Source organism: Pelomonas parva (assembly GCF_043555835.1).
GTDB classification, from domain to species: Bacteria; Pseudomonadota; Gammaproteobacteria; order Burkholderiales; family Burkholderiaceae_C; genus Pelomonas; species Pelomonas parva.
The window spans coordinates 747,922-765,072 of record NZ_JBIGHV010000002.1 but is presented as its reverse complement, the minus strand read 5'-3'; the positions used below and the strand labels follow the sequence as shown (position 1 = coordinate 765,072).

The 17,151-nt window shown below is 70.9% G+C and carries 14 protein-coding genes; 5 read left to right on the top strand and 9 right to left on the bottom strand.

What is annotated here, in order from left to right; genetic code table 11:
* Positions 1–38 precede the first annotated feature (38 nt).
* On the top strand, positions 39–2,057 hold the full coding sequence (locus tag ACG00Y_RS07050) for a S9 family peptidase (protein ID WP_394477283.1): 2,019 nt from the start codon (positions 39–41) through the stop codon (positions 2,055–2,057).
* Positions 2,058–2,088: 31 nt separating this feature from the next.
* Positions 2,089–2,901 (top strand): DUF72 domain-containing protein, encoded by an 813-nt coding sequence (locus ACG00Y_RS07045; RefSeq protein WP_394477282.1) that lies wholly within the window; start codon positions 2,089–2,091, stop codon positions 2,899–2,901.
* Positions 2,902–2,904: 3 nt separating this feature from the next.
* On the opposite strand, the gene ACG00Y_RS07040 is transcribed toward ACG00Y_RS07045, so the two are convergent.
* Entirely contained in the window at positions 2,905–5,766 is a 2,862-nt protein-coding gene (locus tag ACG00Y_RS07040) for a M16 family metallopeptidase (protein WP_394477280.1), read from the bottom strand.
* A gap of 115 nt (positions 5,767–5,881) precedes the next feature.
* The gene (locus tag ACG00Y_RS07035) at positions 5,882–6,499 is read right to left on the bottom strand and encodes an FMN-binding negative transcriptional regulator (protein WP_394477278.1); all 618 of its coding nucleotides are present in this window, start codon (positions 6,497–6,499) and stop codon (positions 5,882–5,884) included.
* A 165-nt stretch (positions 6,500–6,664) separates the two neighbouring features.
* Between ACG00Y_RS07035 and ACG00Y_RS07030 the strand changes: the two genes are divergently transcribed.
* Both ACG00Y_RS07030 and fdhD read left to right on the top strand, forming a co-directional pair.
* Positions 6,665–9,223: a chemotaxis protein CheW gene (locus tag ACG00Y_RS07030; RefSeq protein WP_394477277.1), complete on the top strand. Its 2,559-nt coding sequence runs from the start codon at positions 6,665–6,667 to the stop codon at positions 9,221–9,223.
* Between the two features lie 32 nt (positions 9,224–9,255).
* Positions 9,256–10,017: a formate dehydrogenase accessory sulfurtransferase FdhD gene (fdhD, locus tag ACG00Y_RS07025; protein WP_394477275.1), complete on the top strand. Its 762-nt coding sequence runs from the start codon at positions 9,256–9,258 to the stop codon at positions 10,015–10,017.
* A 7-nt stretch (positions 10,018–10,024) separates the two neighbouring features.
* On the opposite strand, the gene ACG00Y_RS07020 is transcribed toward fdhD, so the two are convergent.
* The 5 genes from ACG00Y_RS07020 to ACG00Y_RS07000 all read right to left on the bottom strand — a co-directional run bounded on the left by ACG00Y_RS07020 (position 10,025) and on the right by ACG00Y_RS07000 (position 15,050).
* Positions 10,025–10,984 (bottom strand): family 43 glycosylhydrolase, encoded by a 960-nt coding sequence (locus ACG00Y_RS07020; protein WP_394477274.1) that lies wholly within the window; start codon positions 10,982–10,984, stop codon positions 10,025–10,027.
* A 54-nt stretch (positions 10,985–11,038) separates the two neighbouring features.
* Positions 11,039–13,087: a sensor domain-containing diguanylate cyclase gene (locus ACG00Y_RS07015; protein WP_394477272.1), complete on the bottom strand. Its 2,049-nt coding sequence runs from the start codon at positions 13,085–13,087 to the stop codon at positions 11,039–11,041.
* On the bottom strand, positions 13,084–14,055 hold the full coding sequence (locus ACG00Y_RS07010) for a tripartite tricarboxylate transporter substrate-binding protein (RefSeq protein WP_394477271.1): 972 nt from the start codon (positions 14,053–14,055) through the stop codon (positions 13,084–13,086). The genes ACG00Y_RS07015 and ACG00Y_RS07010 overlap by 4 nt, the downstream gene beginning before the upstream one ends.
* Positions 14,056–14,292: 237 nt before the next feature.
* Positions 14,293–14,766 carry a hypothetical protein gene (locus ACG00Y_RS07005; RefSeq protein ID WP_394477269.1) on the bottom strand — a complete coding sequence of 158 codons (474 nt, stop codon included), beginning with the start codon at positions 14,764–14,766 and terminating at the stop codon, positions 14,293–14,295.
* Complete coding sequence (locus ACG00Y_RS07000; protein WP_394477267.1) at positions 14,763–15,050, bottom strand: hypothetical protein; 288 nt, start codon at positions 15,048–15,050, stop codon at positions 14,763–14,765. The genes ACG00Y_RS07005 and ACG00Y_RS07000 overlap by 4 nt, the downstream gene beginning before the upstream one ends.
* Before the next feature lie 36 nt (positions 15,051–15,086).
* On the opposite strand from ACG00Y_RS07000, the gene ACG00Y_RS06995 reads away from it, so the two are divergent.
* Positions 15,087–15,302, top strand: a complete 216-nt coding sequence (locus ACG00Y_RS06995) for a hypothetical protein (protein ID WP_394477265.1) — start codon at positions 15,087–15,089, stop codon at positions 15,300–15,302.
* A gap of 305 nt (positions 15,303–15,607) precedes the next feature.
* On the opposite strand, the gene ACG00Y_RS06990 is transcribed toward ACG00Y_RS06995, so the two are convergent.
* Together ACG00Y_RS06990 and ACG00Y_RS06985 are read right to left on the bottom strand one after the other, a co-directional pair.
* Positions 15,608–16,654 carry a FecR family protein gene (locus tag ACG00Y_RS06990; protein ID WP_394477264.1) on the bottom strand — a complete coding sequence of 349 codons (1,047 nt, stop codon included), beginning with the start codon at positions 16,652–16,654 and terminating at the stop codon, positions 15,608–15,610.
* 2 nt (positions 16,655–16,656) lie between these two features.
* Entirely contained in the window at positions 16,657–17,148 is a 492-nt protein-coding gene (locus tag ACG00Y_RS06985) for an RNA polymerase sigma factor (protein WP_394477263.1), read from the bottom strand.
* Positions 17,149–17,151: the final 3 nt, after the last annotated feature.

Genomic DNA, 17,151 nt, shown 5'->3' with positions numbered 1-17,151 from the left:
CCGCAGAGCCGGCTTCCCCGCCCTTTCGCTGTCATCCCATGCGTCCGACCCCGCTTGCCCTGCTGCTGGCTGCTGCACTGTTCGCCTTGCCCGCCGCCGCCCAGTCGCCCGAGCCCTCGCCGGCGCTGCGCCCGCTGAGCGCCGAGGAGGCCTTCGGCGGCGCCAACTTCGCCGCGCCGCGCCTGTCGCCCGATGGCCGCCACCTCGCGCTGCTGGCGGCGCGCCGCGGCCGCATGGGCCTGAGCATCTTCGACCTGGAAAAGGGCGTGTACGAATCCCACCTCAACTTCGCCGATGCCGACATCGCCGATCCGATGTGGCTGGGCAACGGTCGCCTGCTCTACACGCTGGCCCAGCACGGCCAGAGCCGCACGACGCAGCTCACTCAGGGCGGCCTGTTCGTCGTCAGCCGCGACGGCCAGCAGCAGCGCAAGCTGCACGCCACTTACAACGACTGGGTGTCCAGCAGCCTGCGCCGCTACACATGGATGACGCCGCTGCAGGCAGTGCCCGGCAGTGACGAGGAACTGATCGCCACCTGCAACGACATCGACAAGGACAGCGTCGACGTCTACCGCGTCAACGCCGTCACCGGCAAGCGCCAGCGGCTGACCACCGAGCGCCCGGCGCGCACGCGCGACTGGGTGCTGGACACGCAGCTGCAGCCGCGCGTCACCATCAGCGATGTGGAGAAATCGACGGAGCGGGTCGTCCACTATCGCGAGGCCAACGGCCGCTGGCGCGAGCTGTGGCGATTCCGTGCGGGTCATGACGACGTGCGCGTGCCCGTCAGCGTCGAGGCGGACGGCAAGCTGCTGGTGGCCACCAACGAGGGCCGTGACACCGTCGCACTGCGCGAGTATGACCCGACGAGCGGCCAGTGGGGCGATGTGCTCATCGAGCACCCGAACTACGACGTCGCCATCGACGCGCTCGGCGACCAGGCCGGCGCGCTGCTGCACCACGAATCCAGCGGCGAACTGCTGGGCGTGCAGATGGACACCGTGCGACCTGTCTTCGCGTGGATGGACGAACGACGCCAGCGGCTGCAGGCGATGGTGGACAAGGCCCTACCCGGCCGCATCAACGCGCTGCAGTTGTCCAGCTCGCGACAGGTATTCGTCAGCTCCCGCTCCGACACCGAACGCGCGCGCTGGTACCTGCTGGATTCGCGCAGCGGCCGGTTCAGCGAAGTGCTCAACGTTCAGCCCGGCCTCGACCCCGAGCGTGTGCCCGCCACCGACACGCTGGCGCTGCGCAGCCGCGACGGCCTGCCGCTGTCCGGCCACGTGCTGCGACCGCCGCAGGCGGCACCGGCCAAGCCGCTGCCCACCATCGTGCTGGTGCATGGCGGCCCGTGGGTGCGGGGCTCGACCTGGGGTGATACGGGGCTGGACATGTCGATGGCGCGCTGGCTGGCGTCACGCGGCTATCAGGTGCTGCTGCCGGGCTTTCGCGGCAGCACCGGCTTCGGCAAGCGCTTCACGTTGGCGGCCCGTGGCCAGTTCGGCCTGGCGATGCAGGACGACATCGAAGACGCGCTGGACGCACTGATACAGCGCGGCGACGCCGACCCGCAGCGGCTGTGCATCATGGGCAGCAGCTACGGCGGCTATGCCAGCCTGATGGCCGTGGCCCGCGCGCCGGACCGCTACCGCTGCGCCGTGGCCGGCTTCCCGGTCTCGGACCTAGCGCGCCAGCTCACGTCCGACTGGGGCGACATCTCGCGCAACCACGAGGCACGCGCGTTCTGGGTCGACATGGTCGGCGACCCGGAGAAGGATCGCGCCGCGCTGGACGCCGTGTCACCGCGCTACCTGGCGTCGCGCATCAAGGCCAAGGTCATGATCCACGCCGGCCAGCATGACCAGCGCACGCCGCTGGAGCAGGCTGAGTTCATGCGCGACGCGCTCAAGCGCGCCGGCAACGAGCCGCTGTGGCTGGCCAAGTTCGGCGAAGGCCACGGCTACAGCCTGAAATCCGGCCACGACGAGATGCTGGATCTGCTGGAGACCTTCCTCGCCGAACAGCTTGCGCCGACCAAGCCACGCCGATAGATTCGCGCCACGATTTCCGCAAGGGGACAACGTGGGCGCAGGCAAGATCAGGGTGGGCATCGGCGGCTGGAACTTCGAGCCGTGGCGTGACGGCTTCTATCCCAAGGGCTGGCCGCAGGCGCGCGAGCTGGAGTACGCCAGCCGCCGCCTGACGGCCATCGAGATCAACAGCACCTACTACGGTGCCCAGAAGCCCGCCACCTTCGCCAAATGGCGCAAGGACACGCCGGACGGCTTCGTCTTCTCGCTCAAGGCCATCCGCTACGCGACGCAGCGCCGCGTGCTGGCCGATGGTGCCGATTCCATCAAGCGCTTCGTCGACAGCGGCATCGCCGAGCTGGGCGACAAGCTGGGGCCCATCGTCTGGCAGCTGGCGTCGACGCACCGGTTCGACGCTTCTGACCTGACGGCCTTCCTGGAACTGCTTCCTGCCCAAGTGGACGGACTGCCGCTGCGCCACGCGCTGGACGTGCGCCACGCCAGCTTCCAGTCGCCCGAGTACCTGGCCTTGGCGCGCAAGTTCAACGCGGCGACGGTGTTCACCGAGTCCGACGACTACCCGCCCATCGCCGACCTGACGGGCGAGTTCGTCTACACGCGCATCATGCGCACGCACAGCGACGAGCCGCTGGGCTGCCAGGCCGACGTGTTCCCCGCGCTGGCCGCGTCAGCCCAGGCCTGGGCCGAGGGCGGGGAGCCCGCCGGCTTGCCGCGCATCGCACCGCCGGCCAGCGCCAGGGCGCCGCGCGACGGGTTCGTCTTCTTCATCAGCGGCGCCAAGGAGCGCGCGCCGCACGCAGCCATGGCATTGCGCCGCGCGCTGGGCGAGACCGTCGAGCCCTGAGCCCTAGGACCCGGCGGCCCGTGCAACCACCTCGACGGGCGGTCGCGGCGCGATGTGATCGCGGAAGTAGGCCTGCACGCCCTCCGCCGTCACGGCCTGCAGACCGGCGACTTCGGCCCGCATCGCGTCCTTCATGCGCGGCTCCGCCTGGATGCGCGCCAGCCAGTTGACCCAGTACAACGGGTTCTCGGGCTCCTTCAGCACGCTCTCCACGCGGGGCTGCAAGGCACGCTGCAGCTCGTCGGCGCTGACGGGCTGCTCGGCCAGCTCGCGCAGCTGCGCGCGCAGCAACTCGCGGACGGTGTCGAACTTCTCCGGCGGCATCTCGACGTTCACGGCAAAGCGCCCCGAGCCCGGCACGTCCATCGAGGCGAAGGCCCCGGCCTGCGGCGAGTAGGTGATGCCCAGCTTCGCACGCACGGTGTCCACCAGGCGGGCCCGCAGCACCGCACCGGCCACGCGGCCGGTGTACGACAGCGCCGGGTCCGTCCAGTGGTCGGGCATGGCCCAGTACCAGCCCAGCACCGCCTGGTCCGCCCTACCGCGGTGATGGACCACATAGGGCGCCGCGCCGCCCGCCACGGGCTCGGCCTTCAGCTCGGCACGCGGCTGCCGCGGCCGCTCGTCGCCGGCGCCGAAGGTGGCCTGCACGGCGGCGATGGCCGCTTCTTCGGTCACGTCGCCGACGATGACGATGTCGGGTGCGCCAGCCAGCGCCGGCTTCAGGAGGGCGGGCAGCGCGTCGGCCCGCGTGGCCCTCACGTCGGCGGCGCTGGGCTGCGCGCCCAAGCGCGCATCGCCGCGGTTCATGACGCGCGACACCTCGCGCGAATGGACGCCGGCAGGCTGTGCCTCCAGCGAGGCCACCTGGCTGCCGCCCAGCGCGGCCAGCTTCTCGCCGAACTCGGGGCGAAAGCCCGGGTCGCGCACATGGGCCGCCAGCAGCTGCAGCTGGGCCAGCAGGTCGGCAGGGCGGGTCGTGCCCGACAGCGTGAACGCATGCTGGCCCACGCCGAAGCCGACCGCGATGCGCTGGCCACTGCGCTGCTGCCACTGCTGGATTTCCGAAGCCGACCGCTGGCCGGTGCCGCCCAAGGTCACCGCCGGGCCCAAGGCCCAGATGGCATGCCAATCCTTGGGGGCGATGCCGGCACGCCCCTGGCCCACCTGAACGCGCACGCTCACGCTGTCCTTCTGCAGCGAGGTGCTCTTGATGACCAGCCGCGTGCCGTTGGCGAACTGGACGTTGGTCGTGCCCAGCTCGGCGTCCTGCGTGCGGGCCACGATGGCGCTGGGCGGGCCAAAGTCGGTGTAGGGCCAGTCTGCGGCCGCGACCACCACGGGCTCGGCGAGCGGCCGCGTCATCGCATGGACCAGCTGCTGGTTCACCTTCTCCACACCGAAGGGGCCCGACTGGGTGCTGCGGAACAGCAGCGGCTGCGTATCGCCGAAGTTGCGACGCAACGACTCGGTCAGTTCCTCGGGCTGGAGCGCGGCCAGCAGCGGCTCCGTCTCGGTCATCGCCTGCTGCGCGCTCAGGTAGGGCGCATGCGGCTGGACCGCGTTGATCAGCCGGTCCGCAATGGCCCCATGCGGTCGTGTGGGCTCCTGGGCCAGGCGGGCCTGCATCTGGCTGCGCACACCCGGCAGCAGGCGCTGCAGGTCGGCATCGCTCACGCCGTGGGCCAGCAGCTGCCGCAGCTCGGCCACCGCCGCGTCGAGCGCGTCGGTCCAGCGCCCCGGTTGCGCCTGCACCGCCAGCTGGGCCAGCCCGGCCACCCCGTAGACCGAGGCCCGCAGGCTGGCCGTGGCACCGAGAAAGGGGCTGCCCGGCTGCTGCGCGCGGTCCCTCAGACGCTGGTTGAGTGCGCTGACGGCCAGCCCCTGGACGAGGAACTCACGCGACACCGCCGGCGTGTGCGGGCGCACATCCACCGGCCGCAGCCAGGTCAGCGTGAGCGCGCTGGGCGCGTCTGGCACCACGTACTCGACGGTCGGCCGCGTCGGCCGGGCGACGCCCAGGTCGGGCGTGTCGGCCGGCGTGTCATTGCGCCAATCGGCAAAACGCGCGCGGATCTGCCGCTCCACGGCGTCCACGTCGATGTTGCCGACGACGATGATCGTTGCGTTGTCCGGCCGGTAGTTGGCCGTGTAGTAGCGGCGCAGTCGCTCGGCCGTGGCGGCCTGGACGGTCTCGATGCGGCCGATGGGCAGGCGCTGCGGCACCCGCGTCCCCTCCAGTTGCTGCTGCAGCTGGGCGACGCCGGCCCGCAGCGTGGGCCCATCGCGCACGCGCTCTTCGGACAGGATCACCCCCTTCTCCTGCTCGATGAGCTGCGGGTCCAGCGTCAGCCGCTCGCCGATCTCGCGGAACAGCAGCAACCCCGTGTCCAGCGCGGCGGCGTCGGCCTTGGGAAAGTTGAAGTGGTAGATCGTCTGGTCCAGCCCCGTGGAGGCGTTCGTGTCTGGCCCGAAGCGCAGTCCCTGGCGCTCCAGCATGCGCACGACCTCGCCGTCCGGCAGGTTGGCGCTGCCCCGGAAAGCCATGTGCTCCAGGAAGTGGGACAGCCCCCGTTCCTCGTCGCGCTCCTGCAGCGAGCCCGAGCCGATCCGCATGCGCATGGCCACGCCGTCCCTGGGCGTCTCGTTGCGCTGCAGCGCGTAGCGCAGGCCGTTGGGCAAGCGGCCGAAGCGCACGGCGGGGTCGGGCATGCGCTGCGACTGCTCGAAACCCCATTTCGGGCCCGTCGCCGCCAGCGTGCCGGCGGGCGCATCGGCCAACGCCTGCGACGCCAGCAACGGCAGCGCCAGTGCGAGCGCCGCGGCGAGGCGCAGAAAAGTCTTCGTGGGGCTTGTCTCGTTCATCGGGTGTTGTCGTCAGGCCTGAAGGCGGCCGCACGGTAGCGCCCGGGCGCTGCGAAACCGAATCAAACGCCTGAGCGATTGGCGGGCAATATTCCCCTGCCAGCCTGGTGACTGCTCATGAGGCCAGGCGGGCCATCCATGCCGCCACGTCGCGCGCGTCGCCATGCTCCGACGCCGCCAGCGCCTCGCGGATGCGCTCGCGCTCCACCGCCGCCCGGTTCTGGCTCAGCTTGAGCTTGAGTTCCCAGCGCGTCACGCGGATGCGAAAGCCGACGATGGCGCCCAGCAGCTTGTGCTGGTAGGCCTCGGGCAGGCCGCGCCACTGCTCGGCGTAGTCGGGCTCGAAGCGCCCAATGAGCCGCTTGAGCAACGCATCCTTGTCGGCGGCGCCGTCGATCAGCTCGATCTCGCCGTAAGCATGCAGGGCCGCGTAGTTCCAGGTCGGCACGTTCTGCAGGCTGTCGTAGTGGCTGGGGCTGACGTAGGCGCTCGGGCCGCTGAAGACGGCCAGCAGGCGCTGCTGCTGCGACAGCCAGCCCCAGTGCGGGTTGGCGCGCGCCATGTGGCCTTCGAGCACCAGGCCATCGGCGCCATATTCCGCCACCAGCGGCAGGTGGCTGCCGAAGCTGTCGCCACCGGCATCCGGCCCCACGAGCAAGGCCAGCGGATGCTCGGCCGCCAAGCGCAGCGCGAATTCGAGATCGGTGCAGACGAAGTGCTTGGGCTGGTACACGGCGGCGGTAGCGATGCGGGTGGGCCGCGATCATCGCGCAGCGCCATGCAATGGGCGTTTCCGTGACGGCTTGCGCGGGCGCTGCCGGCTTTCCCTCGTGACGCCGGGATCGCGCTGCTGCATGCTGCCTTTCCGGTCCAACCGAACAGCAAAGAGTGTCGCGCGATGAACAAGGTCTGGCACAAGGGTCTCCCGTTCAGCGCCGAGGTGCTGCCCTATCTGCGCCGCATGCCGCTGGTGGACGAGCACCGCGAGGCGCTGCTGCGCCTGCAGGGCGTGTGGGACAGCCTGGCCCTGCTGGGCCAGATGAGCGGCACGGCCACCGACATCGCGCACACGCGCACCGCCTTCCAGAACCTCACCACCACGCTGCTGGACAGCCTGGCCCGGCGCCTGCGCAGCCACGCGCTGCAGCGCATGGACGGCAAGGCCCGCGTGGCTATCGACATCCTCGTGCGCAACCTGTTCGAGCGCACGGCCGACGTGGGCTTCCTGGCCGTCGACGGGCCGCTGTGCGCCCATGCCGCGCTGGACCCGGCCGACCCCGACCACGCCGCCAGCCGCGCGGCGCTGCAGGCGCGCTTTGCGGCCTACACGGCCAAGTACTCGGTCTACGACGACATCGTCGTGCTGTCGCCGCGCGGCGAGGTGCTGGCGCGGCGTGACGAGAGCGGCTCGCAGGCCGCCTGCCACGAGCCCTGGGTCGCCGAGGCGCTCGCCTCCGACCCGCCCTACTTCGAGCGCCACGGCGCCAGCACGCTGCTGGGCGGCCGGCAAGGCCTGATCTACGCCCGCGCGCTGCGCTCGCCGGCCGGCGGCAACGACGTGATCGGCCTGCTGTGCCTGTCGTTCCGGCTGGAGGACGAGATGGCAGCCGTGTTCCGCCAGCTGCTGTCCGGCCACGACGAGCGCTCGGTGATCTGCCTGCTGGACGCCCAACAGCGTGTGCTGCAAAGCTCCGACGCCTGGCAACTGCCCGTCGGCGCAACGCTGCCGCTGAACGGCGAGCGCCTGTTCTTCGCCGGGCGCGACTACCTCTGCGCCAGCGCCGCTGCCAGCGGCTATGAGGGCTACATGGGCCCGCCGGGCTGGCAGGCCTGCGTGCTGACGCCGCTGGAATGGGCCTTCGAAACCGGCGAGGACCACGGCACCAATGACGAGCTGAAGCGCCTGGGCGCCACGCTGGACACGCGCCAGCTCTTCGACGCCGAGCTGCAGGGCATCCCGCTGGAGGCCCGCCGCATCCAGCGCAACCTGTCGCGCACGCTGTGGAACGGCAAGCTGCGCAGCCACGCACAGGCTGCCGGCGACCTGGCCGGCGCGGGCTTTGCGACGACGCTGCTCAACGAGGTGCAGCGCACCGGCGGTCAGCTGCGCCAGGTGTTCGAGCAGGCGATCGATCAGTTGCAGAGCCATGCGCTCGAAGCCGTGTTCGACGGCGCGCTGTTCCAGGCCCGGCTGGCCATCGACATCATGGACCGCAACCTATACGAGCGCGCCAACGACTGCCGCTGGTGGGCGCTGGATGTGCGCCTGCAGCGCGCGCTGGCCGCCCAGGGAACACCGCAGGCGCAGGCCGCAGCGGCCGAGGCCCGGCAGGTGCTGCAACACATCAACGGGCTCTACACCGTCTATTCGCTGCTGCTGGTGTTCGACACGCAGGGCCGCGTCGTCGCGGTGTCGGACCCGGCCCAGAACGGCCAGGTCGGCCAGCGCCTGGAGGGCGGCTGGGTCAACGCCGCACTGGCGCTGCGCGACCCGGAACGCCACGTCGTGTCACGCCACGAAGCCAGCACGCTCTACGACGCCAGCCGGCCCACCTACGTCTACGCAACCTCGCTGCAGCACGAGGGCCAGGTCGTTGGCGGCATCGCCATCGTCTTCGACGGCGCACCGCAGTTCGCCGCGATGCTGGCGGACGCACTGCGTGACGCAAGCGGCACCCAGGCCGCCGGCCTGTTCGTCGCCCGCGATGGCCGCGTGGTGGCCAGCACCGACGCACGCTGGCCCGCCGGCACGACGGCACCCGTGCCGCCCGCCACGCTGGCCGGCCTGGCCGCCGGCAGCACGCGGCGCACGGAGCTGGAAATCGACGGCATGGTCTACGCCGCCGGCCTGGCCATGTCCCAGGGCTACCGCGAGTACCGCCAGGGTCAGGCCGCGTCGGCCGAGGACGTGGCCGCCGTGCTGCTGCTGCCGCTGGGCCCGCGCCTGTCAGCCCAGGCCGACGCCGCCGAGACGGGCTTTGCGCCGCCGCCCGCCAAGGCCGCCGCCGAGAGCCTGGACATCGCCGCCTTCAGCGTCGCCGGCCAGTGGCTGGGCCTGCCTGCCGGCCACCTCGTCGAGGCCGTCGAGCAGCCGCGCCTGACCGCCATTCCCAACGCACCGCGTGCCATCGTCGGCATGCTGCAGCACGAGGGCCGCATGCTGCCGGTGCTGGACCTGAACCTGGCCCTCCATGGCCGCGCGCCCGACACGGCGGAAGGCCCCGTCATCATCTGCCGCAACGAGCGCGGCCAGGGCCTGGCGGTGCGCGTGGACGAGTTGGGCCCCGTGTTCACCATCCCCGCAGCACTTGCCCTGCCCAGCCCCGGCACGCGGGCACGGCTGGTGCGCGGGGCGGAAGGCGCCAGCCACCGCATGCTGACGCTGCTGCCGCCCGAAGACCTGTGGGCGCACATCGGCATCGTCGCCCCCAGCCAGCCCGCGTTGATGGCGCCCTGATTGCCCCTGACCTGCCTCCTATCATGGCGGGCATGCACTTCCCGCCCCTGCTCCACCTGCGCCCACACGGCGCTGCGGCGGACGAAGAGGTGGCCGTCGAAGTGCCCGTGGCGCTGACCGTCAACGGCATCTCGCAAGCCGTCATGCTGGCCACGCCGTCCGACCTGGAAGACTTCGCCGTCGGCTTCGGGCTCAGCGAGGGCTGGTTCACGTCGCGGCAGGAGCTGCTCGATATCGAAGCCCTGCCGCAGGCCGACGGGATCGAACTGGCGCTGACCGTGACGGCCGCTTGCGAGCAGCGCCTGAAGTCCCGCCGCCGCACGCTGGCCGGCCGCACCGGCTGCGGCCTGTGCGGCGTCGAGAGCCTGGCCGAGCTGGGCAGTCGGCGGCCCGCCGTCGTCACCGCACCCGCGCTGCAGCCCGGCGCGCTGGACCGCGCACTGGCCGCCCTGCCCCCTGCCCAGCCCTTGAACGCGCGCTGCGGCGGCCTGCACGGCGCGGCCTGGTGCTCAAGCAGCGGCGAGCTGCTGCTGGCGCGCGAGGACATCGGCCGGCACAACGCGCTGGACAAGCTGACCGGCGCCCTCGCCCGCCAGGGCGCCGACCCACGCGGCGGCTTCGTGCTGATGTCCAGCCGCGCCAGCTTCGAGCTGGTCCACAAGACGGCCATGGCCGGCGCTGGCCTGCTGGCCTGCATGTCGGCGCCCAGCAGCCTGGCCATAGCGACGGCGCGCGACCTGGGCGTACAGCTCTGGGCCTTCGTGCGCGAAGGCCGCGCCACGCGCTACGCGTAGCGGCGGCTTACGGTTTGGGCTTGGGCGGCTTGCCCACCTGCGACGGGTCCAGCGCCACCGGGCGGATGCTGCCGTCGGCGCTGTATTCCAGTGGCGCGATGGTGATGGAGCGGCGCTCGCTGCTGCCGCCCGGCAACAGCTTGTCGTGGAAGAAGATGAAGCTGCGGCCCTCATGTTCCAGGATGGCCTGGTGGTTGGTGGAGATCTTCAGGTAGTCGATCACCAGGCCGCGGTACGTGAACGGCCCCAGCGGCGAGGAGCCGGTGGCATAGACGATCTGCCCCGGCCAGCCGGTCGAGAACGTGAAGTAGTAGAGCCCGCCGCGTTCGTGCAGAAAGGGCGCCTCGCCGTAGGTTTTCTTGTGCTCGGCCAGCCCCTGGATCTGCACGTCCTGGATGGGCCCGTCCAGGCTCACCATGTCGGCCTTCAGCTTGACGACCTTGGGCACGCGGGTGCCGAAGTAGAGGTAGGCCTGGCCGGCCTTGTCGACGAACACGGCCGGGTCGATAGGCTCGTCACCGGCATTCGCATCACGGGCCTTGTCGACGAGGGCGTCGGCGCGCGCATCGACGAAGCCGCCGTCCGGCCGGCTGGACTGGGCCACGCCGATGCGGTCACCGCCCACCGGCGCGTAGAAGAAGTATTTGCCAGCGCGGTAAGCGGCCTCGGGCGCCCAGGCCTTGGCGTCAGGTCTTGCCCACTTGAAGACGCTGACGTCCAGCGGCACGCCGGCATCCGCCCAGGTTGTCAGGTCCGGCGAGGTGTAGAGCCGCCAGCTGGTGGAATCCCAGTACTTGCCGGAGTTGGACGCGTCGTCCGTCGCGTACAGGTAGAAGCCGCCACCTGTGGTCGTCTTGAAGTGATGCGGCGACGGGTCCGCGTTGAAGCGCGATGAGATCGGCTTGGCGACCTGAGCTGCGGCGGTCGTCGCGGCGCAGGCCAGCAGGGCACAGAGGAGATGTCGCATGGCGCCGGAGTGTAGGAAGCGCGCCCAACCTGCGCCGCCGCCGCGCCGGATCGCTCAGCAAGATGAGCGCGCCACCTCGCCCTCGCCGGCCTCGAAACAGCGCGTGGCGATGCGGTCGCGGCCACTGCGCTTGGCCTCGTACAAGGCCTCGTCGGCGAGCCCGTACATCGCCTCGGGCGTCAGCTTGGGCGTGGGCGCCGCCCACCAGGCCAGGCCGAAGCTGGCCGTGACGATGCCCGCCGCGCTGTGCGGGTGCGGCAGTGCCAGCGCCTGCAGCGCGGTGCGGAGCTGGCCGACAAAGTCCTGCGCGGCCTGGGCGGACGCGGCCGAGAAGATGACGCCGAACTCTTCGCCGCCGAGGCGGAACAGCGCATCGGTGGAGCGCTTGAGCCTGCCCTTCAGCGTCTGCGCCACGGCCTGCAGCACGGCATCGCCGGCCTGGTGGCCGTGGTGGTCGTTGTAGGCCTTGAAATGGTCAATGTCGAGCATGCACAGCGCCACGGACTGGCCGCGTTGAGCGCCGGCGAGCGCGGCCAGGCAGACGTCGCTGAAGTGCCGCCGGTTGAAAGCGCCGGTCAGCGCATCCAGGATGGCCAGGTCGCGCAGTTGGCGGTTGGCGGCCTCCAGCGCGCGCGCGTCGTCCTGCAGGCGCTGCTGGTCGGCCTTGCGGCGCGAGATATCCATGTGCGTGCCGGCCAGCCGCAGCGCGCGGCCGTCGGCGTCGCGCTCGAAGATGCGGCCGGTGCTCTGGACCCACACCCAATGCCCGTCGGCATGGCGCATGCGGAACTCGGCGCTGAAGCGGTCCGCCTCGCCCTGGAGGTGCCGCTGCAGCGCAGCGTTGGCATCGACGAGATCAACCGCATGGCACAGGCGCTGCCAGGTCGCGCCTGTGGCCGGCTCCAGCTCCTCGCGCGAGCGGCCCAGCATCTCGGCCCAGCGCTCGTTGATGATGAGCCGGCCGCTGTCGCAGTGCCAGTCCCAGGTGCCGGCGCCGGTGCCGTCCAGCACGTTGGTCAGGTGCTTGCGGTCCTCGGCCAGCACGGCCTCGGTGCGCTCCAGCCGGCGGCGGATGGCGAGGCTGCGCGCCACGGCCAGCGCCACCAGCAGCGTTGCCGCCACGCCCGCCGCCAGCGCAGCCAGCGGCAGCTCGTCAGCGCCCGCGCCGACAAAGCCGGCCCTGGGCCTGAGCACCAGTTGCCATGGCCGGCCGCCCACATCGACGCTCAGAGTCGTGTCGTGCGCGTCGGCCCGGAAGGGCTCGCTGCCGGCCGACGAATAGATCAGCCGATGCTGCTCGTCCTGGTCGAACACGAACAGGTCCAGCTCGTTGGCGTCGGCGCGCAGGGCCGCCTCGCGCATCAACTCAGGCACCTCGATGACGCCGGCCAGGAAGCCCGTCAACGCCGCACGCCGCGCCTCGACGCCCATGGGCCGCACCGTGCGGTAGACCGGCGCCGACACCGCGAAGCCGCTGGCCGCCGGGCCGGTCTGGCCGCGCCGGATCAGCCCGAAGGTCTCCGAGGCCACCGGCGAGCCGGCATCCCGGGCGAGCCACTTGGAGCGCATGCGGCGCGGGTCGAAGGCCATGTCCACGCCCAGCGCCGCGCCGGTCTCGGGCCAGGAGTGCAGCACCGGCACATGCGTCTCGCGCCGCTGCGCCGGGATGAAGCCGTCACCGGCCGGGCCCGCCTGCGGCTCGACGACGCGATAGCCCGGCAGCTCCCGCGCCGCCCGCCGCTCGAACTCGGCGAGCTGCGCCTGCGGCACCACGGGCTGCCACTCCAGCAACGTCAGCGTCGACGACTCGCCCAGCAGCGCGGCGCCATGGCGCTGGAACTGCTCACGGCTGGGCGGGCCCTGGGCCGACAGCATCTGCGCGCTGACCTGCAAGGCCTCGATGGCGCGCACCAACTGCAGGTCGAAGGCGCCCACCACGCTCTGGCCCATTGCGTTCAGCAACTCGCGTTGCTGGCTCGCAGCGCGCGACGCCAGCGATCGGTAGGCGGTGACGCTGCCCGCCAGGCCCACAGCCAGCAGCGTCGCCAGCAGCACGGCATCCATCACCACCGACCACAGCGGCCTGCGCCCGCGACGCGTCATGGCGGGGCGCCCAGCAAGGTCACCAGGCGCTCGTAGAACTGCTGCTGCTGGCTCAGGTAGGCGGCCGGGTCGCGCAGCGCGCGGATGCGCGGCGCGGCGCCGGTGGCCTCGGTGGCGGCCTGCCACTCGGCGTCTTCGGCCACCTGCGTCAGCAGCGCGCGCCACTGCGCCACGGCGGCCGGGCTCATGCCGGGCGGTCCGAGCAGCGCCGACCAACCCTGCAGGTTCTGCATGTCCCGCAGGCCCAATTCGGCCGCGTTCTGCAGCCGTGGCAGCGCCTTGAGCCGGCCCTGCGCCGTCGTCATCAGGCCGCGCAGCGTGCCGGCCTGCAACTGCTTGAGCACGCTGCGCGCCGTGTTGCAGCTGAAGTCCGCCTCACCGTCCAGCAGCGCCTGCGTCGCTCGCGGGCCCTGGTCGACATGCACCGGGCGGGCAGCGTCATCGGGCAGCCCGCTGAGCGACAGCAGATAGCGCACGGCCAGGTTCTGCAGCGTGCCGGCACCGGCCGTGCTGTAGCGCAGCTTGCCCGGCTGCGCGGCGAGGGCCGCCTGCAGCTCGCGCATCGACTGGATGGGCGACCCCGCCCGAACGACGCAGATCAGCGGTGTCTGGTCCAGCACGGCCAGCACGGTGAACTCGGACAAGGGCAGCCCCCTGCGCGGCGACAGCGCCGGCTGGATGGCATTGCTGCCCACACGGGCCAGCAGCAGCGTGCGCCCGTCGGGCGGTGCGGCGTGCACCGCCCGGCCAGCGGCGGCACCGGATTCGGCCGTCAGGTAGACCGTCTCGACGGCCTGGCCGTTGAGCCGGGACACAGTCCTCAGCAAGTTGCGCCCCGCCGCGTCCGCACCGCCACCGGCGCTGAAGGGGATGTAGAGCCGCACCACCGGCGCCCCGGCGCCCAGCGGCCGGGCAACCGGCTCGCTGCGGGCCGCCGCCATCCCTCCGGCCAGCAAGACGCCAGCCAAGGTGAACCGCAAAGCGAGATATCGCCCGAACCGATCTGTTCTTCTGACCGCCACCCGGCGATCATAAATAGCGGCACCAACCGGCGAATTGATCAATCTGCGCACGGTTCTCTCAATTCACGCCTGGCGGCAGGGGCGCCCTGACCAGATGGGCATCCGCCAGCGCCCTGAACGGAGGGCACATACGAAAAATGGGCCCGGAGGCCCATTTCATCGGACGGAGTGTAGGACCATGACCTAGCGATGCCCCGACAGTTCGGTCTGTGCGAACTCACGCGCCGCCTTCTGCAGGAGCGCCGCGTTCGTGCCGGCCGGCATCGACAACATGATGTTGAAGGCTTCCCGCCGGTGGCCTTCCTCTGGGATCAGTGAGCCGCCGTAGCGCCACTGATCGGCCAGGTCTCGCACGGCTTCCTTGCCCGCGCGAACCACCTCGCGGTCGTCCTCGATCTCCAGCTTGCCGTTCTTGCTGATGTACCGGAAATGAGCTGCGATCGCCGCCATCCCTCGTCCACCGCCAGTCACCTTGACCATCACCTGCGGCGCTCTGCGCACCGTCGCTTCGATGCGCTGTCGGATCACGGCAGCCTTGCGCCGCAGCATCCCGTCCAAGCGAGGCAGCGGCGCCGACTTGACGATCCGGTTGCCGGGGTAGAACAGCCGTTCGCCCCACTGAACCAGAACACCGTCGATGTGCTGTGCGCTGGTCATCGCCCTGACCGCCTGGCTGGGCGGAGTTCGGCAACCAACGCGGCTGCAACCGCAAGGTGCTGCCGTACATCCTTCGTCAAGGAAGTGATGCTGGCGCGATACGGCTCCAGCTGCGGGACAGCGGCCCGGCCGAGCACGCGCAGGAACGCGTTGAGATCAGCCGACAGCGCGGCCACGCGATCCGTCGACGCCATGAGCGCCTTCACTGCCGACGCATGGTCTGCAGGCAGCGCGACAGGCGCCATGCCGTCCAGAAGCGAAGAGACATAGTCGCCTTGCGACATGTCGGCAGAGCGCGCCCGCGCGGCTAGCGACGCTGCATGAACGCCTGCCACGCGCAGCGTGACTTTCACGACTCCGCGCGCGGGGGTATCAGCGCACGTGGCGACGGCGGGTACCTCGCCGCTTGGGCGGTCATCGAGCAGCAGCAGAAAAGCGCGCCTCGTCAGGACGGCGGGTGTCGTGCGCTGACGCTGAGCCTGCGCACGGAGTCGATCACCGAGGCCGTGCAGGTCCACGCACACACGGTCGCGTGAGTTCCCTCGCCCTGACCTGCGCGGTGCACCGGCCAGGCTCCCTGTGAGCGGCGTCGCGACGGCACCCAGCAGGTCAAGCTGCTGATGTTCGCTCTCGCGCCCTGTTGAGACCATGCACCCTATCGTGCACCCAGCCTCGCCGATGCGGTAGATCCCGAAGGCCGACGCGTCGTCCGTCCCAGAGGCGCCAGGCACGTCTGACGACGTCCCATGCCTTCCCGGGAGGCTGGCTCACTGGTCACCATTCGTATCAACTCCGCAGCGCCAAGCCCGCGTCAGCCCGCGCGCTGGACTGGGCACGCGGCCTACGGCTGGATAAGTTCCAGGCGATCACCATGGTTGCGCACGACCAGGCCATGCAAACTTGCCATGGCTTCGGCGAAGCTGGCGTTGTCGCCCGTCTTGACCACGCCGCTCACGCGTCTCTCGCCGGCCGTGCCGGACACGACGATCGGCACGCGGTCGTAGCGGTTCATCTCATCCACCGCTTCGAGCAGCGCCACATTGTCAAAGTGGGCCTCGCCCCGCCGCCAGGCCAGCACCTGATCCATCTGAGGCCGATCCACGCGGGTCGCCGTGGCGGGACGCTGCGCCTCATCAGAACGGCTGAGGCGCAGTCGTTGGCCGGGCACCATCACCCAAGGCTTTTCCAGCAGGCGGCCCTCGCTAGCAGCGCTTCGCACTACCACCTGGCCTTCAACCAGCGTCACGGCAAGCGCTTGGTCACCCGGCTTGGCTGCGGGCGACGCCTGAACCAGGAACGCCGTGCCGGTGGCGACGACTTCCGTGCCTGCTGCATGGACGACGAACGGGCGGCTGGCATCCTTGGCGACTTCGAACAGGGCTTCGCCGCGCTCCACCTTGACGGTGCGCTGTGCCTCAGCGAAGTCCACTTGGATCCTCGTGGAGGTGTTCAGCGACAGGCGAGTGCCGTCCCGCAACACGACGATGCGCTGTTCGCCAACGCCGGTGTCGTAGGCGTCACCGGCTTTCAAGGGCTGAAGCGCCAGCGCGCTCGCCACGAGCACCAGGGCAACGGCTAGACCTGAGCGCCGTGTCCAGGATCGCCCTGCCCTGCGGCTGCCTGCAAGTTCTCGAGTCGCAGTCGCGGTGGCGTAGCCCGCAAGCGTGAGGCTGGCCACGTCCTGCCAGGTGTCGGTGCAGCGCTCGAAGGCCAGCCGGTGTGCGGCGGAGCGGGTCTGCCAGGCGCGGCACTCTTGCTCCATCTGCGGGGTGCGGTGACCGCCATGCAGGCGGGTGATCCACACGGCGGCCTCGGCGGCAACGTCCTTCGGCACGAGCGGTGGTCCCTCGGGATCCGCCGCCGCGGCGGACGCCTGCCGGCGTTTCATGGCTACCAGCCTTCCATCCACGTTGTGAGTTGCAGCGTGGCCTTGGCGATGTGCTTGTGGACGGTCGTTGTGCTCAGGCCGTACAGCCGTGAGAGCTCGACGATGGTCAGCCCGTCGATTCGGTGGGACAGGAAGATGTTCCGCGTGGTCTCGCTCATGCGGCTGACGCCGAGGCTCAAGCGTTCGAGCCGCTCCTTGGCGAGCAGCGTGGCCTCGGCCGTGGGCGCGATGTCGATGAGAACGACATCTTCGACCAGCACCTCGTCACCTCGGGTCATCTGCGCGCGATGGACGTCAACGGACAGGTTCAGCGCGGTGCGCATCAGGAAGGCCTCGGGCCGCTCGACGGGCTGGTCGCGCTCGTAGCAGGCAAGCCGGACCCAGGCTTCCTGCACCAGGTCATCGGCTTCGTGCGCGTTGCGGCCACGGCGCATCAGGGCGCCGCGCACCCGCGCGAGCGTCTCGCGCAAGTTCTTGACCAAGGCTGCGGTCATGGG

Excerpts from the sequence above, each read along its gene's own strand:
- ACG00Y_RS07050 (WP_394477283.1), top strand. The coding sequence starts at position 39 with ATGCGTCCGACCCCGCTTGCCCTGCTGCTGGCTGCTGCACTGTTCGCC.
- ACG00Y_RS07020 (WP_394477274.1), bottom strand. The coding sequence starts at position 10,984 with ATGCGACATCTCCTCTGTGCCCTGCTGGCCTGCGCCGCGACGACCGCC.
- ACG00Y_RS07000 (WP_394477267.1), bottom strand. The coding sequence starts at position 15,050 with ATGTCGCAAGGCGACTATGTCTCTTCGCTTCTGGACGGCATGGCGCCT.
- ACG00Y_RS06990 (WP_394477264.1), bottom strand. The coding sequence starts at position 16,654 with ATGAAACGCCGGCAGGCGTCCGCCGCGGCGGCGGATCCCGAGGGACCA.
- ACG00Y_RS06995 (WP_394477265.1), top strand. The coding sequence starts at position 15,087 with ATGAACGCCTGCCACGCGCAGCGTGACTTTCACGACTCCGCGCGCGGG.
- ACG00Y_RS07005 (WP_394477269.1), bottom strand. The coding sequence starts at position 14,766 with ATGACCAGCGCACAGCACATCGACGGTGTTCTGGTTCAGTGGGGCGAA.
- fdhD (WP_394477275.1), top strand. The coding sequence starts at position 9,256 with ATGCACTTCCCGCCCCTGCTCCACCTGCGCCCACACGGCGCTGCGGCG.
- ACG00Y_RS06985 (WP_394477263.1), bottom strand. The coding sequence starts at position 17,148 with ATGACCGCAGCCTTGGTCAAGAACTTGCGCGAGACGCTCGCGCGGGTG.
- ACG00Y_RS07030 (WP_394477277.1), top strand. The coding sequence starts at position 6,665 with ATGAACAAGGTCTGGCACAAGGGTCTCCCGTTCAGCGCCGAGGTGCTG.
- ACG00Y_RS07015 (WP_394477272.1), bottom strand. The coding sequence starts at position 13,087 with ATGACGCGTCGCGGGCGCAGGCCGCTGTGGTCGGTGGTGATGGATGCC.
- ACG00Y_RS07040 (WP_394477280.1), bottom strand. The coding sequence starts at position 5,766 with ATGAACGAGACAAGCCCCACGAAGACTTTTCTGCGCCTCGCCGCGGCG.